This window comes from uncultured Phyllobacterium sp., assembly GCF_902479695.1.
Lineage (GTDB): Bacteria > Pseudomonadota > Alphaproteobacteria > Rhizobiales > Rhizobiaceae > Phyllobacterium > Phyllobacterium calauticae.
In genome coordinates, this window is record NZ_CABSQF010000004.1 from 1 (window position 1) to 14,671 (window position 14,671).

The 14,671-nt window shown below is 59.5% G+C and carries 14 protein-coding genes and 1 tRNA gene; 9 read left to right on the forward strand and 6 right to left on the reverse strand.

Features of this window, described 5'->3' with window-relative positions; all coding sequences use genetic code 11:
* Positions 1–221 precede the first annotated feature (221 nt).
* Complete coding sequence (locus RDL77_RS03560; protein ID WP_288191941.1) at positions 222–593, forward strand: hypothetical protein; 372 nt, start codon at positions 222–224, stop codon at positions 591–593.
* A 22-nt stretch (positions 594–615) separates the two neighbouring features.
* On the opposite strand, the gene RDL77_RS03565 is transcribed toward RDL77_RS03560, so the two are convergent.
* Complete coding sequence (locus tag RDL77_RS03565; protein ID WP_288191835.1) at positions 616–1,221, reverse strand: TetR/AcrR family transcriptional regulator; 606 nt, start codon at positions 1,219–1,221, stop codon at positions 616–618.
* A 107-nt stretch (positions 1,222–1,328) separates the two neighbouring features.
* On the opposite strand from RDL77_RS03565, the gene RDL77_RS03570 reads away from it, so the two are divergent.
* Entirely contained in the window at positions 1,329–2,102 is a 774-nt protein-coding gene (locus RDL77_RS03570) for an NIPSNAP family protein (RefSeq protein ID WP_288191836.1), read from the forward strand.
* A gap of 47 nt (positions 2,103–2,149) precedes the next feature.
* Here the strand turns inward: RDL77_RS03570 and RDL77_RS03575 are convergent.
* Positions 2,150–2,225: transfer RNA gene (locus RDL77_RS03575), tRNA-Ala, on the reverse strand.
* Positions 2,226–2,389: 164 nt separating this feature from the next.
* Positions 2,390–2,779: a TIGR02300 family protein gene (locus tag RDL77_RS03580; RefSeq protein ID WP_105734052.1), complete on the reverse strand. Its 390-nt coding sequence runs from the start codon at positions 2,777–2,779 to the stop codon at positions 2,390–2,392.
* A gap of 252 nt (positions 2,780–3,031) precedes the next feature.
* Between RDL77_RS03580 and aroA the strand changes: the two genes are divergently transcribed.
* The 4 genes from aroA (at position 3,032) to rpsA (ending at position 7,618) form a co-directional block, all read left to right on the forward strand.
* The gene (gene aroA, locus RDL77_RS03585; RefSeq protein WP_288191837.1) at positions 3,032–4,387 is read left to right on the forward strand and encodes a 3-phosphoshikimate 1-carboxyvinyltransferase; all 1,356 of its coding nucleotides are present in this window, start codon (positions 3,032–3,034) and stop codon (positions 4,385–4,387) included.
* Between the two features lie 5 nt (positions 4,388–4,392).
* Entirely contained in the window at positions 4,393–4,749 is a 357-nt protein-coding gene (locus RDL77_RS03590; protein WP_223614029.1) for a hypothetical protein, read from the forward strand.
* 385 nt (positions 4,750–5,134) lie between these two features.
* On the forward strand, positions 5,135–5,791 hold the full coding sequence (gene cmk / locus RDL77_RS03595; RefSeq protein WP_288191942.1) for a (d)CMP kinase: 657 nt from the start codon (positions 5,135–5,137) through the stop codon (positions 5,789–5,791).
* Between the two features lie 126 nt (positions 5,792–5,917).
* Complete coding sequence (gene rpsA, locus RDL77_RS03600) at positions 5,918–7,618, forward strand: 30S ribosomal protein S1 (protein WP_091879198.1); 1,701 nt, start codon at positions 5,918–5,920, stop codon at positions 7,616–7,618.
* A 70-nt stretch (positions 7,619–7,688) separates the two neighbouring features.
* On the opposite strand, the gene RDL77_RS03605 is transcribed toward rpsA, so the two are convergent.
* The 3 genes from RDL77_RS03605 to RDL77_RS03615 all read right to left on the reverse strand — a co-directional run bounded on the left by RDL77_RS03605 (position 7,689) and on the right by RDL77_RS03615 (position 10,724).
* Positions 7,689–8,276 (reverse strand): hypothetical protein, encoded by a 588-nt coding sequence (locus RDL77_RS03605; RefSeq protein ID WP_288191838.1) that lies wholly within the window; start codon positions 8,274–8,276, stop codon positions 7,689–7,691.
* An 85-nt stretch (positions 8,277–8,361) separates the two neighbouring features.
* Entirely contained in the window at positions 8,362–9,360 is a 999-nt protein-coding gene (locus RDL77_RS03610) for a zinc-dependent alcohol dehydrogenase family protein (RefSeq protein ID WP_288191839.1), read from the reverse strand.
* A gap of 80 nt (positions 9,361–9,440) precedes the next feature.
* The gene (locus RDL77_RS03615; protein WP_288191943.1) at positions 9,441–10,724 is read right to left on the reverse strand and encodes a sugar ABC transporter substrate-binding protein; all 1,284 of its coding nucleotides are present in this window, start codon (positions 10,722–10,724) and stop codon (positions 9,441–9,443) included.
* Between the two features lie 433 nt (positions 10,725–11,157).
* Between RDL77_RS03615 and RDL77_RS03620 the strand changes: the two genes are divergently transcribed.
* The 3 genes from RDL77_RS03620 (at position 11,158) to RDL77_RS03630 (ending at position 14,574) form a co-directional block, all read left to right on the forward strand.
* A complete protein-coding gene (locus RDL77_RS03620; protein ID WP_288191840.1) occupies positions 11,158–12,204 on the forward strand; it encodes a LacI family DNA-binding transcriptional regulator in 1,047 nt (348 codons plus the stop codon).
* Positions 12,205–12,317: 113 nt separating this feature from the next.
* Complete coding sequence (locus RDL77_RS03625) at positions 12,318–13,304, forward strand: sugar kinase (RefSeq protein WP_288191841.1); 987 nt, start codon at positions 12,318–12,320, stop codon at positions 13,302–13,304.
* A 1-nt stretch (position 13,305) separates the two neighbouring features.
* Entirely contained in the window at positions 13,306–14,574 is a 1,269-nt protein-coding gene (locus tag RDL77_RS03630; protein WP_288191842.1) for a D-tagatose-bisphosphate aldolase, class II, non-catalytic subunit, read from the forward strand.
* Positions 14,575–14,671 lie beyond the last annotated feature (97 nt).

The following is a 14,671-nucleotide window of genomic DNA, read 5'->3' on the forward strand; positions in this document are numbered from 1 at the left end:
GGCATGGGAGATTCCTCGATTCTGATCTTTTTCAGAATGGTTTGATCGATTTTCTCGCGCTAATCCAGTCGAAAACAGCAATCGCCGCCCGCGCCCGCGAACTAGTCTCCGGCGAGGACAACCTACCTATTTTTGCTAGCGGCGGTGCTCTGGCACCAAACCCAATTCGAGACTATAGATTTTCGCAGACTGTCTTGTCTGTTCAGAGAAAGAATGCGCTCATGCCACAGGTTTCGCAGCTGTTCTTCAAATCCGCGACGATCTTGTTTTTACTGGGTATCATCATGGGACTGCAAATGGGGCTATCGGGCGATCATACTGCCTTTCCCGCCCATGCCCATCTCAATCTTCTCGGTTGGGTCAGCAGCGCGATATTCGGCACCTACTATGCGCTCAACCCGGCAAAGGCCACCGGACGCCTGCCAATGCTTCAGTTCATCGTCTACACCGTGGGTATCGTTGTGATGATACCGCCGCTGTATTTCCTGTCGCTTGGCAATGCCGCGATGGAACCGCTTGTTGGCATCGGCTCGATGATCGTGTTTGCGGGCGTGCTTTTGTTCACGGCGGTGGTTTTCTCACGGCAGGCCTGACAAGCAGCCCAGGGTCTGGACCCTAGGGCAAAAGCTTTTCCAGCTGCGCCGCGCAATCGCGCAGCGGCAGCGCGCTCTGGCTGGCCTTGGCCATCGCCATGGCGCCGGAATAGGCGGCGATCACCAGTGTGGCCAGCGCCCCGGCCTGTCGGGGTGCGAGTGCCGGATCGTCATCCTGGAATCTCTGTGCAAGCACCCCGACCCAACGCTCAAAGATGGCGTTGGACGCATGGCGAAAATCAGGATCAGCCAGCGAAAGCTCCATGGCGAGATTGTTGAGCGGGCATCCCGTCACCGCCTGATTACGCTCCAGTTCGCCGGCCACCGCGGAAAAAAACGCCAGGACGCCGGTCTTCGATCGGTCTGCCCGCAGCACGGGCTCGATCGCGGTTGCGTTGACCTCGCGCGCCACCCGTTCTTCTATGACGGCAAGCCCCAGCGCCTTCTTGGTGGGGAAATGATGATGCAGGGCGCCGCCTGTCGCCCCGGCTGCCTGAACGACATCCTGAACGCTCGTCGAATGATAGCCGCGCCTTTGGAAAAGGTCCGCTGCCACATCGAGGATGCGTGAACGCATTCCCTGCGGATCATTGACCCTCTTCGGCTTTCCGATCGAATCCTGTGCCATGTCAGCCCCTTCATGCCGCCGCAGACTAACAAGTTGACAAAAACAGGACAACCGGTTTTATTAAAAACAGGATGACCGGTCTGTTTTATGGGGAAGGATTGAACGAGATGCCTGAATTGATGCAACCAAAGGCTGTTCAGCGGACCGAGGCGGCGGGCAGGCATTTCAGTTCCATCGTCGAACTCAGGCGCTATACGCTTCATCCCGGCCGCCGTGACGACCTCATCGACCTGTTCGACACCCATTTTCTGGAAAGCCAGGAAGCCTGCGGCATGACCGTCATCGGCCAGTTCCGCGATCCGGATGATCCCGACGCCTTTGTCTGGCTGCGTGGTTTTGAAGATATGGTAACCCGGCACGCGGCGTTGACCGCGTTCTATGACGGCCCGGTCTGGAGCGCGCACCGCGACAGGGCAAACGGCACCATGATCGATTCCGACAATGTACTGCTGCTTCACCCCGCCGAATCATCCAGCGGGTTTGCACTTCCCGCCGCCCGGCCGGCATCCCCGACGGAAGCCGCTTCACCGGCGGTGTTTCAAGTGGTCACCTATCAACTCAAGCGGCCTGCGGACCAGGGCTTCCACAGCTACTACAGCACGTCCGTCGCGCCGCTCCTGCAAGGACGGGGCGACAATCCGGTTGCCGTCTTCACATCCGAGCACGGCGAGAACACGTTCACCCGGCTCCCCGTGCGGCAAAATGAAAATGTCCTGGCGGTCTTTTCCCGGTTTGACGATGAGTCCGCACACAAAACCCATAGGGCGGTACTGGAGAACGACGCGGCATGGCTGTCGGAGCAGACACGGCTTGCAGCCTATCTCACCGGCAAGCCACTGGCGACACGCCTGCTGCCGACTGCGCGCTCGCAGCTGCGCTGAAGCGGCAACCATGTGCCGTGGACAAAATTCTGAAATCACTGAAGATTTGGTGGAGCCAAGCGGGATCGAACCGCTGACCTCTTGCATGCCATGCAAGCGCTCTCCCAGCTGAGCTATGGCCCCATTCCATTAGCCGGTTTCGGCTAAGCCGGATAAATCCGGCTGGACAGTCGAACGGTTGGGAACCGTTCCGAGGCGGGTACATATCGCCCGCCGCAGAGAAGATCAAGGTCTATTCGCCGGATATTTCCGTTATTTTTCGGAAGAGCGAAAGACCTTGTTCAAAATCAGTTTTCGTCGTCTTCGCCGATGCCGCCGCCGAGGATATCGGTAACGTCGTCATCTTCGTCTTCCTCGTCTTCGGCAAGGAACGTGTCATCATCATCGGCATCGTCGACATCCACATCGACGTCATCGCCCAGATCCGGCACGTCGCCATCGACATCGCCATCGGCTTCTTCAAGCGAAACGAATTCCGGCTTTTCCAGAACGACATCGAGTTCTTCGGTCTCGACCTCTTCCTCTTCCTCACGCGCGGAAGGAACAGTCGAATCAAAATAGCTGAGCGGATAGCTCTTGCCCGTATAAGGGGAGACGATCGGATCGCGGTTCAGATCGTAGAATTTCTGACCTGTTTCAGGGTCAACTCGCTTGGTACCAAGTTTTGGATTTACCACGTTATGCCTCGTCTTCTGGCTGCGCCTGCATCCGGTATGCCATCGTCCAACCGTTTATGCCAGCGCTCATCAAATGGATTTCTGGTCCCATAAACGCAATTCAGCGCATTTGTCAAAGCCAAAACGACGCGAGATTGCCGTTCGGCCGAACTATGCATTTGCGAGATGACCGGACGAACAAGCTGTGTTAGGAACGCCGACGCCTACAGGCTCGAGATGAAACACCAATTTTCCTTGTGATTGATCGTACTCATGTCCCATTCCGCATTGCCCAAGCCCGCCCCCGCCCGCCGTTCCAAGGCCCTGTCCGGAGATATCCGGATTCCCGGAGACAAATCGATATCGCATCGCTCCTTCATGTTTGGCGGCCTTGCCTCGGGCGAGACCCGCATCACCGGACTGCTGGAAGGTGAGGACGTGATCAACACCGGCCGCGCCATGCAGGCCATGGGTGCGAAAATCGCGAGGGAAGGCGATGTGTGGATCATTCAGGGCACCGGCAATGGCTGCCTGCTGCAGCCGGAAGCGCCGCTCGATTTCGGCAATGCCGGCACGGGTGCCCGCCTGACCATGGGCCTTGTCGGCGTCTACGCGATGGAAACCACCTTCATTGGCGACGCCTCCCTGTCCAAGCGCCCCATGGGCCGCGTGCTCAATCCCCTGCGGGAAATGGGCGTTCAGGTGACCGCATCAGACGGCGACCGCATGCCGCTGACACTGCGCGGCCCCAAGGTTGCCGCCCCCATCACCTACCGGGTTCCGATGGCTTCGGCACAGGTCAAATCAGCCGTGTTGCTGGCGGGCCTCAACACACCAGGCATAACGACGGTCATCGAACCGGTCATGACGCGCGACCACACGGAAAAGATGCTGCAGGGGTTTGGCGCCAATCTTTCCGTCGAAACCGACAAGGACAATGTCCGGCACATCCGCATCGAGGGCCAGGGCAAGCTCACCGGCCAGATCATCGACGTGCCCGGCGACCCGTCGTCGACGGCGTTTCCGCTGGTGGCGGCACTGCTCGTGCCCGGCTCCGATATCACCATCCGCAATGTGCTGATGAACCCGACCCGTACGGGCCTCATTCTGACCTTGCAGGACATGGGTGCCAGCATCGAGATCCTCAATGCCCGCCTTGCCGGCGGCGAGGATGTCGCGGACCTGCGCGTGCGCGCCTCCGAGCTGAAAGGCGTGATCGTCCCGGCTGACCGGGCGCCCTCGATGATCGATGAATATCCCGTGCTCGCCGTCGCGGCCGCCTTCGCCACCGGCGAGACCGTGATGAACGGCCTCGAGGAATTGCGGGTCAAGGAATCGGACCGCCTGTCAGCCGTTGCCAACGGCCTCAAGGCCAACGGCGTCGATTGCACGGAAGGCCCGGAAACCCTAAGCGTGCGCGGCCGCCCGGATGGCAAGAACCTCGGCGGCGGCACGGTAGAGACCCATCTCGATCATCGCATTGCGATGAGCTTCCTCGTCATGGGCCTCGTCGCGGAAAAACCCGTTACCGTCGATGACTCCACCATGATTGCCACGAGCTTTCCGGAATTCATGGACATGATGAGCGGCATGGGTGCCGAGATTTCCGTGCAGGAAACACCAGCCTGATACCGATGAGCGCGCTTTTTTCCGCCCTGACGGTTTACGCCCTTTATATGATGTCGAGCGTTCCGTTCGTCGTCTGGGCGGGACGAAGCGCCTATCGCGGCACAATTTCCAGTGGATCATCGCAGCCATGGCCCGGCATTTTGAGTTCGATCATGCGGGTCGTTCTTCCTTTGCTCCTGATCTTCCTCTATGCGTGGAATGTCTCCGATGGTTCCCGGCCGGATGTGTCCGTGCCTGAGGCTGCGGGAACAAGCGATTGGATGCCCTATCAGTTTCTGCTTCTGCCGCCCGCGTTTGGATCAATCGTCGGTTATGGCATAGGCTTCCTCATGGGCGCAAAGGCAAGAAACAGAGAGCGATGATCGAACCTGCTGTCCATTTGCAGACTGCGTTGACAACGGCTCCCCTGCAGGCAGGGAGTGCCTGATGTTTTTCCTGCTCACCTCCCTGGTCATTGTTGGCGTTGCCTACGCCATTGAACGGTTTGCGCTGAAAATTCGCTTCGGGCTCTTCGCCCTGCTGTTCTGGCTGTTCGTCTTCCAGTTTGCCCTGATATTCGCCATCGATGCGCTGCTGCAGAACATGTCCGCCTATCTGCCGGCATGGCTTTCCGCACTGGCGACCACGGTAGGCGGGTTCGCGTTCGTCACGATCGGCATCACGCCGCTGATCACGCTCGTCCTTGCCGCGGCCTATCTGCTGTTCGCCCTTGGCAACTGGCTGTTTGACCGCGATGAAAAGGACGATATCCACGCGCCGGCGCCGTCTTTCACCATTGCTATCGACGGACCGGCTGCGTCGGGCAAAGGCACGCTGGCCCGGCGGATTGCCGATTATTACGGCTATCATCATCTTGATACCGGGCTGACATACCGCGCGGTTGCCAAGGCGCTGCTCGACCAGAACATGGCGCTCGACGACGAATTTCTGGCGGAAAAGGCGGCACGCGGCATCGATCTGTCCAAACTCGACCGGGCAGCCCTGTCCACGCATGATGTGGGCGAAGCGGCTTCCAAGGTTGCCGTCATGCCCGCGGTCCGGCGGGCGCTGGTTGCGGCGCAGCAGGCGTTTGCCCAGCGCTCCCCCGGCACCGTTCTCGACGGGCGCGATATCGGCACGGTGGTCTGCCCGGACGCGCCAGTTAAACTTTACATCACCGCCTCCCCGCAAGCACGGGCGAAGCGGCGGTTTGACGAAATCAAATCCTCGGGCGCGGCCGTCCTGTATGAGGAGATTCTGGCCGATCTTACCCGCCGCGACGCCCGCGATATGGGCCGCACGGACTCGCCATTGAAGCCCGCTGCCGACGCGCACTTGCTAGATACGACGGAAATGGATATAGAGACCGCGTTTCTTGCTGCCAAAAAACTGATTGATCAGGCTTTGGTGGGAAACAGGTATTAAACCAGCATCTGCTACCAGTCCATGCACCGGATTGCCCGCATAGGGCGGATTGGCCCGCAGATGAACCGCAACACGAACCACCGGTGCTGTGTCCGATGACGATGTCCGGACACACCAGGAGTATTTATGTCTCAAGCCAATCCAACGCGCGAAGATTTCGAAGCTCTTCTCGCCGAGTCCTTTGCCACCAATGACCTTGCTGAAGGTTATGTCGTCAAGGGCCGTATCGTCGCCATCGAAAAAGACATGGCGATCATTGACGCCGGCCTCAAGGTTGAAGGCCGCGTACCGCTCAAGGAATTCGGCGCGAAAGCCAAAGACGGCTCGCTGAAGCCGGGCGATATCGTTGAAGTCTACGTCGAGCGTATCGAAAACGCCCTCGGCGAAGCTGTTCTGTCGCGTGAAAAAGCACGCCGCGAAGAGAGCTGGGTCCGTCTTGAAGAGAAGTTCAACCGCGGCGAGCGCGTCGATGGTGTCATCTTCAATCAGGTCAAGGGTGGTTTCACCGTCGATCTCGACGGCGCCGTCGCCTTCCTGCCGCGTTCGCAGGTCGACATCCGTCCGATCCGCGACGTTACCCCGCTGATGCACAACCCGCAGCCCTTCGAAATCCTCAAGATGGACAAGCGTCGCGGCAACATCGTTGTTTCGCGTCGTACCGTTCTTGAAGAGAGCCGTGCTGAACAGCGCTCTGAAATCGTCCAGAACCTTGAAGAAGGTCAGGTCGTTGAAGGCGTCGTCAAGAACATCACCGATTATGGTGCGTTCGTTGACCTCGGCGGTATCGATGGTCTGCTGCACGTGACCGACATGGCATGGCGCCGCGTCAACCATCCGTCGGAAATCCTGAACATCGGCCAGACGGTCAAGGTTCAGATCATCCGCATCAACCAGGAAACACATCGTATTTCGCTCGGCATGAAGCAGCTCGAAAGCGATCCTTGGGATGGTATCGGTGCAAAGTACCCGATCGGCAAAAAGATCACCGGTACGGTTACGAACATCACCGACTACGGTGCATTCGTCGAAATCGAGCCAGGCATCGAAGGCCTTATCCACGTTTCCGAAATGTCCTGGACAAAGAAGAACGTGCATCCGGGCAAGCTGCTCTCGACCACACAGGAAGTCGAAGTCGTTGTTCTCGAAGTGGATCCGGTCAAGCGCCGCATCTCGCTGGGCCTCAAGCAGACCCTCGACAACCCATGGACGACCTTCGCAGACAAGTTCCCTGTCGGCACGATCGTCGAAGGCGAAGTCAAGAACAAGACCGAATTCGGCCTGTTCATTGGCCTCGACGGCGATGTGGACGGCATGGTTCACCTCTCCGACCTCGACTGGAACCGTCCGGGCGAACAGGTCATCGAAGAGTACAACAAGGGTGACGTCGTCAAGGCGCAGGTTCTCGATGTTGACGTCGAGAAGGAACGCATCTCGCTCGGCATCAAGCAGCTCACAGGCGACAAGGTCGGTGAAGCAGCAACCTCGGGCGAACTGCGCAAGAACGCCGTTGTAACCGTTGAAGTCACCGGCATCACCGATGGCGGCCTCGAAGTCCGTCTGGTTGACCACGATCTCGACTCGTTCATCCGTCGTGCGGATCTGTCCCGCGATCGTGACGAACAGCGTCCGGAACGCTTCACGGTTGGCCAGAAGGTCGACGCCCGCGTCATCGCCTTCGACAAGAAGACCCGCAAGCTGCAGGTCTCCATCAAGGCACTGGAAATCGCTGAAGAGAAGGAAGCCGTTGCACAGTACGGTTCGTCCGACTCCGGCGCTTCGCTGGGCGACATCCTCGGTGCCGCTCTGAAGAAGCAGGAAAAGAACTAAGCTTCTCCTGACGTTCTGACTGAAACGAAACCCGCCGGTCCCAGGACCGGCGGGTTTTTCTTTGCCGTTTTCAGATCGTGTCGAACTGGATCAGGATGAAGACGAGCTGACAGACAAGCGCCAGGCTGAGGAACAGCCACTGCATCCTCTGCTCGCGCAGATAGGCAGCGGCACCGCAGACAGCGATCAGGAAAAGATTGCGCAGGGGATAGACCGGCCCGAGCGAATGAAAATGCTCCCGGCCCTTCATCGCCGTGTCGGCGAAATCGACCAGGAAGATCGCCATCAACAGGCCGAAGAACCAGGCACGCCGCGACATGAAGTAGTTTTCGTAGCCGGAATACCCGTCCATGCTGTCGGGAAAAAGCATACCGCAGGCCAGAAAGTGCAGGCTGGCGTAAAAAATGACGAAGAGGTAGGCCTCGAACTTCCACACCAAAGTCTGATGCAGGTAAAATTCAAACCACCAGAAATGCACCACGGTCAGAAAGGTGAAGAATACCCAGCCAAGATGAATCGGATAAATATTCTTGCGCAGCGGATGCTGAATGATGCGGGCGACACCGGTGAGCAGCCGGGAAATACTCAGGCCCAAAATGATACCGATGATCACACGCACATGGGTAAAGACTTCCGGGCTCGGAATATTGCCGTCCATTGTATGCTCCCCCGCAATTGACCGATTCTGACCGGTCCGGGGTTATGCTACCCAAGTCTTAACCCGAAGCAAACCTCGGGAAGATTTATTCGGCCGAGAATTGTACTTTCATGGTCTGCGGCGTTGCTGCGCCTTTCGCGAGATAGGGAAGAATGTCATCCAGCGGCAGGCGATGGGAGACAAGCCTTGCCATGGTTCCGTTGTCGCGCTGCAATATGGCCAAGGCGTCGGGAATATTGCGGTTGAGCGAATGGGAGCCGACGAGACTGATCTGGCGGCGGAAAATTTCGAACGGGGCGATCTGAATGCGTGCGTCCGGCGCGCTGACCCCGAAAACCAGCGCCGTTCCGCCATCGGCCGTGTAGGCGATCATCTCTTCCACCACCCTGGCGATACCCGTTGCATCGGCGACAAAATCAAACGCCTTCGCCTGTTTCCCAAGCGCAGTCGAGCCGGATACCATCGGCTTGAGGCCAAGCGATTGGGCAAAGCTCAACCGGTCCTCATTGATGTCGGCAACGCTGACATCCTCGACGCCCTCCGCTTGCAGCGACAGGGCCATCAGCAAGCCGATCGGGCCCGCGCCGAAGACAAGGGCGTTTTTGGCACGCACGGCATGAGCATTGCCGAGCCCGTTGAGCACGCAGGCCAGCGGTTCGGCAAGCGCTGCAATGTGAAAAGGCAGATGGCCGATGCCATGCAGGTGCGCGGAGTTGACGGTACTGTACTGCGCGAAGCCGCCGTTGCGCGAGACGCCATAGGCTTCCAGGCTGTCGCACAGATTGGTCAATCCCTTGCGGCAGGACCGGCAGGTGCCGCAGGGAATGTTGGGATCGATGGCCACACGGTCGCCGGGATGCACATCCGTGACATCGTCTGCGACCATTTCGACGATACCGGCATATTCGTGGCCGGGAACAAGCGGAAAGGCGCCGTTGCCGTATCGTCCATGCAGCACGTCGATATCCGTATGGCACAGACCGGATGCCATCACCCGGACCAGCGCATGGCCGGGCGCAAGTTCCGGCTCATCAAGATCGGCGAGACCGGCAATGCCCAGGCCGGTGAATTGAATGGCTTTCATGGCAAATCCATCCTGTTGCAGGGAGCGCTGGCTTGCAGTGTTCCGTGGCCCGCACATCCCATGCGGGCCACGGCAAGAGGCTATTTGATGTAGCCGGCGCGGGTCATGATCTGCTCCACCTGCCGCTGCCCGGAATCCAGCGCCTGGTCGACGGTTTGCGTGCCCGCGAGCGCCGACGATATCAGCTGGCCGACCGTCGTACCGAACGCCTGGAACTCGGGAATGGCCACGAACTGCACGCCGGTATAGGGCACAGGGTCTTTCGTCGGCTTTGTCGGGTCGGCCGCCATGATGGATTTCAGGACCGTTGCGGCAAACGGCGCGGCCTTCTGATAGTCCGGATTGTCATAGGTGGATTTGCGTGTTCCCGGCGGAACCGCAACCCAGCCTTCACTGGCGGCAACCCGCTTGACGTACTCCTTCGACGTCGCCCATTTCAGGAAGGATTTCGCCGCGTCGACTTTCTTCGACGTGGCGGGAATGGCCAGGGTCCAGGCCCAGGACCAGCCGGCGCCGTTGGGTGTCACCTGAACGGGTGCCCGCGTGAACGCCACCTTGTCCGCCACCTTGCTTTGCTTGGGATCGAAAACACGGCCGGCCGCCGATGTCGCATCGATCCACATGGCGCAGTGGCCGGTGGCAAACAGCGCCTGGTTTTCATTGAAGCCGTTCGAGGTCGCACCGGGCGGGCCGTACTTCTTCATCAGGTCGACATAGGTCGTGATGGCCTCTTTCCACGGCGCCGAGTTGATCTGCGGTTTCCAGTCCATGTCGAACCAGCGCCCGCCATAGGTGTTGATCATGGTTCCGAGGAACGCCATGTTCTCGCCCCACCCGGCCTTGCCGCGCAGGCAGATGCCATACTGCTCTTTCGACGTGTCGGTCAGCTTGGCGGCAAACTGCTTGATCTGGTCATAGGTGGGCTGATCCGGCATGGTCAGGCCCGCCGCATCGAAGAGATCCTTGCGGTAGAGCGTGAACGAGCTTTCCGTATAGAACGGGACCGCATAGAGCTTGCCGTCGACCGTCAGGCCCTTTTTGATCGGATCGAGCAGATCAGCGTAATCATAATCGTCGCCGAGGTCATCCACCGACGCCAGCCATCCGGACTTGCCCCAGATCGGCTCCTCGTAGCCGCCGATGGTCAGGATATCGAACTGGCCGCTTTTGGTGGCAATATCGGTGGTCACACGCTGACGCAGCACGTTTTCTTCCAGGACCACCCAGTTGAGCTTGTTGCCGGTCGCCTTCTCCCATTCGGGCGACAATTTCTGCATCACGATCATATCGGCATTGTTGACGGTCGCGATGGTCAATTCTTCTGCAGACGCAGTGCTGGCAAGAGCGCCGGTGGCGGCGGTCATGAGCAGCAGGTGCGTTGCCCTCCTCAAGGTAACGCTCATTCTCTCCTCCTCCAAGGTTAAGTCCACGAACTTTACGCACGTAAACTTAAAATAAGTCATACCAAAATATTTGCAGGTCTGTATACAAGAATCTGCAGGGCGGATTTCTGCCGAAGCAGTGACCTTCCCCATGGCCGGCGTGCTTCCACTATCGCCGGTAGGGAACATTGCCGGGTACCGGACGTTACAGGAGCGAAAGTTTGACATGATCCAGAATTGTTGTGGCTCAATCAAAAACTTGACGCATGTGATCGGCTCTGTAAATTTTTGATTGGCCTCGCGGGTTGCGGGTGCCAGGCATGCAAACGGAAAGACCGATGAAATTGTCTCAGGACATTTTCTTCACAAGCACGGCGATGTCTCCTAAAACAGGCGAATCGGTCGTGAAAAGGGAATGCACGCGGTGAAAAAGACGATCAGAACAATGGAAGACTTTTCCGCGTTTGTCGGCCTGTCGCGGCCCACCGTGTCGAAATACTTCAACGACCCCAACTCCGTGCGCAAGAAGACCCGCGACATCATCGAGGCCGCCGTCAAGCAATCCGGCTTCCGCCCGAATATTTTCGCGGTCAATCTCAATCGCCGCCGCACCAATATTCTCGGCATCATCATCCCGAATTCAACCGATCCGTTCTACACGGCCCTGACCCGCCGGATCGAAGGCATCGCCGAACAGGCGGGTTATCTCGCTTTCGTTCTCAGCTCCGACGGCAAACCCGAACTGGAAGAGCGCGCCATCGAAACCTTCAAGTCGATGAATGTCGCCGGGTCGATCATCGCGCCGCTCGGCGTGCAGTCGCACCAGGAAAAACTGCTGAAACTGGGCGAGTCCATTCCCATGATCTATGTGGACTCACCCCTGGATACGGTTTCGCCCTTCGTCGGCACCAACAACCGGCAGAGCTTCCAGCTTATTGTCGATTATCTCACCCGTTCCGGCGATGCGCCGTGCTATTTCGGCATGCCGCCGGTCAACAGCAACGCATTTGAACGGCGCGAGGCCTATTGCGAAGCAATGGACAGCCTGAAGCTTGAGCCGCGCGTCATCGAAGTGGAGCAGGCCGCCGACTGGGATTTCGAGAAATCCGCGTTCGACGCCACGACGCAGATCCTGCGCGATGGCGGCTTTCCCACCAGAACCGTGCTCTGCGCCAATGACCGTGTGGCTTTCGGCGTGATTGCCGCCGCCTTCCAGGCCGGCGTGAAGGTGGGGCGCGGGGAGGACTGTGATCTGCGTGTTGCCGGCCATGACGATCAGCCCCTGTCGCGCTACATGTGCCCACCCCTGACGACGGTCGCCCAGAACTACAACGAGATCGGCAGGCTGGCGGCGGCCCTGCTGTTCCACAAGCTCGGCGAGCATCAGGACTCGAAGTTCGAACTGCCTGCCAATGAACGGATATTGCTGAACGCCGAGATCATGCTGCGCATGTCAGCCTGATGCAAAACTTGTCGCGCGTAAAGATTTATTTGTTGACACGGAAATAATAGGGCTTATCTGTTTGTGCCGAGCGCAATGACGATTCAAGCGCGAGACAACAGGCAGACAGCGACATGACGGTTGACGTGACCCCTTCCTCCCTGGCCCCGGAGGGCCTTGGCCCGACGATCACTGTTGGCGAAATCCTCGTCGAGATCATGGCCACCACCATCGGCAAAGGATTCCTCGGCGCTCAGCCGCTGATCGGACCTTTTCCAAGTGGTGCGCCGGCTATCTTTATCGACCAGGTGGCCAAACTCGGCGGACAGGCCGGTATCATTGCCACGGTCGGCAATGACGATTTCGGGCGCCTGAACGTTGAACGGCTGCGCCGGGACGGTGCAGATGTCTCGGCCATCGCCGTCAGCCCCGATTATCCCACGGGCAGCGCCTTTGTCCGTTATGCCGATGATGGCACGCGCGATTTCGTCTACAACATCGCCCGCAGTGCCGCAGGTAACATCGACCTGAACGACAACGCCAGGGCCCTGATTGCGCGCGCCGGTCATTTGCACGTCATGGGATCCGCCCTGTCGATCCCGGCGGTTTGGCCGATCATCGACTATACCCTCCGGGAGATCAAGCAGCGCGGCGGCACGCTCTCGCTCGACCCCAATATGCGCAAGGAACTGGCCGCCGGCGAAGAGACCGGACGCCAGTTCAAGACCCTCGTGGCGGCGAGCGACCTGCTCCTGCCATCGGGCGACGAGCTTTTCGTGGCCTGCCCGGCGGCCACCGAAGACGAAGCGATCAAAGAGCTCCTCGCCTCCGGCATTGCGGAAATCGTGGTGAAGCGCGGCCAGCATGGCTCGGCGCTGTACACCGAGGCGGGCAGTGTCAGCCGCCCGGCATTCCTCGTTGATGAAATCGACCCGACCGGCGCCGGCGACTGCTTCGGCGCCACCTATCTCACCTGCCGCCGTCTCGGCCATGCAGCGGCGCAGGCGCTCGATTATGCCAATGCCGCCGGCGCCCGCAACGTGACCCACCGCGGCCCCATGGAAGGCACATCGACCTTCCCGGAACTCGACCAGTTCATCGCCGCGACACCAAGGAAGTAAGATGTTCAAGTCCCTCGCCCAATTGGCCACGGCGCACCGCAATGGTGACAATGCCGGTATCACATCCGTCTGCTCTGCCCATCCCCTTGTCATCAGGGCGGCCCTGCGGCGCGGCAAAAAGCACGGACAGATCGTCCTCATCGAGGCGACATGCAATCAGGTCAACCAATATGGCGGCTATACCGGCATGACGCCGGTCGACTTCGTCGTCTTCGTCGAAGCGATTGCCCGCGAAGAAGACTTTGACCGCAACAATCTCATCTTCGGCGGCGATCATCTCGGCCCCAATCCATGGCGCAAGCTGCCGGCGGAAGAGGCCATGGCCAAGGCGGAAGCCATGGTCATCGACTATATCCAGGCCGGCTTCACCAAGATCCATCTGGACGCCAGCATGGGCTGCGCCGGTGAGCCGCCGGCGCTCGATGACGAGGTCACGGCCCAGCGTGCCGCACGGCTCGCCAAGGCCGCCGAGCAGGCGGCAGCGGCAAGCGGCTTTGCTCTGCCCAATTACATCATCGGCACGGAAGTACCGGTTCCGGGCGGCGCGGACCATGAACTCACCGAGGTCACGCCCACCAGCCCGGATGCGGCACGCCACACCATTGCAGTTCACCGCGCACGCTTTGCCAGCGAAGGACTTCAGGCTGCCTTCGACCGCGTCATCGGTATTGTCGTGCAGCCCGGCGTCGAGTTCGGCAATGAGAATGTCGTCGAATACAGGCCGGATCAGGCTGTGGCACTGGCGAAACTGCTGGCGCATGAACCGCAATTCGTGTTCGAAGCCCATTCCACCGACTACCAGACGGTGCAGTCGCTTTCCGCGCTCGTGCGCGACGGGTTCCCGATTCTCAAAGTCGGCCCCGGCCTGACCTTTGCACTGCGCGAAGCGCTCTACGGGCTCGACCTGATCGCGTCGGAACTGGACACATCCTATGGCGAACGCTCTCTCGCCCGCGCCATGGAACGCCTGATGCTGGAAAAGCCGGGGCATTGGGCGTCGCATTACAGCGGAGCGGACGATGCACTGCATATTCAGCGCCACTACAGCTACAGCGACCGCATCCGCTATTACTGGACCGAGCCGGAAGCCATGCAGGCCGTCAGCACGCTCATGGCTGCTCTGGCCGGGCGTGACATTCCCGAAACGCTGCTGCGGCAGTTTTTGCCCGATCTTGCCGTTCATCCCGCGGACCGCAGCAATCCGGAAGCCATCCTGATTGCCGCCGTCGACCGCGTGCTTGCGGATTATTCCGCTGCCTGCGGCTGGTAACGGCGCCCGGCACTATTCCGTCCGGCCAAGCGCGGCAACGCGCCGCGAGACCTGCTGTCGATCCACCCTTTGCCTTCGCGGCAAAAGGCTTTAAACA

Coding starts and splice junctions, on each gene's coding strand:
- rpsA (WP_091879198.1), top strand. CDS start 5,918: ATGTCTCAAGCCAATCCAACGCGCGAAGATTTCGAAGCTCTTCTCGCC.
- RDL77_RS03625 (WP_288191841.1), top strand. CDS start 12,318: ATGACGGTTGACGTGACCCCTTCCTCCCTGGCCCCGGAGGGCCTTGGC.
- RDL77_RS03590 (WP_223614029.1), top strand. CDS start 4,393: ATGAGCGCGCTTTTTTCCGCCCTGACGGTTTACGCCCTTTATATGATG.
- RDL77_RS03630 (WP_288191842.1), top strand. CDS start 13,306: ATGTTCAAGTCCCTCGCCCAATTGGCCACGGCGCACCGCAATGGTGAC.
- aroA (WP_288191837.1), top strand. CDS start 3,032: ATGTCCCATTCCGCATTGCCCAAGCCCGCCCCCGCCCGCCGTTCCAAG.
- RDL77_RS03605 (WP_288191838.1), bottom strand. CDS start 8,276: ATGGACGGCAATATTCCGAGCCCGGAAGTCTTTACCCATGTGCGTGTG.
- RDL77_RS03565 (WP_288191835.1), bottom strand. CDS start 1,221: ATGGCACAGGATTCGATCGGAAAGCCGAAGAGGGTCAATGATCCGCAG.
- RDL77_RS03560 (WP_288191941.1), top strand. CDS start 222: ATGCCACAGGTTTCGCAGCTGTTCTTCAAATCCGCGACGATCTTGTTT.
- RDL77_RS03615 (WP_288191943.1), bottom strand. CDS start 10,724: ATGACCGCCGCCACCGGCGCTCTTGCCAGCACTGCGTCTGCAGAAGAA.
- RDL77_RS03620 (WP_288191840.1), top strand. CDS start 11,158: ATGCACGCGGTGAAAAAGACGATCAGAACAATGGAAGACTTTTCCGCG.
- RDL77_RS03610 (WP_288191839.1), bottom strand. CDS start 9,360: ATGAAAGCCATTCAATTCACCGGCCTGGGCATTGCCGGTCTCGCCGAT.
- RDL77_RS03570 (WP_288191836.1), top strand. CDS start 1,329: ATGCCTGAATTGATGCAACCAAAGGCTGTTCAGCGGACCGAGGCGGCG.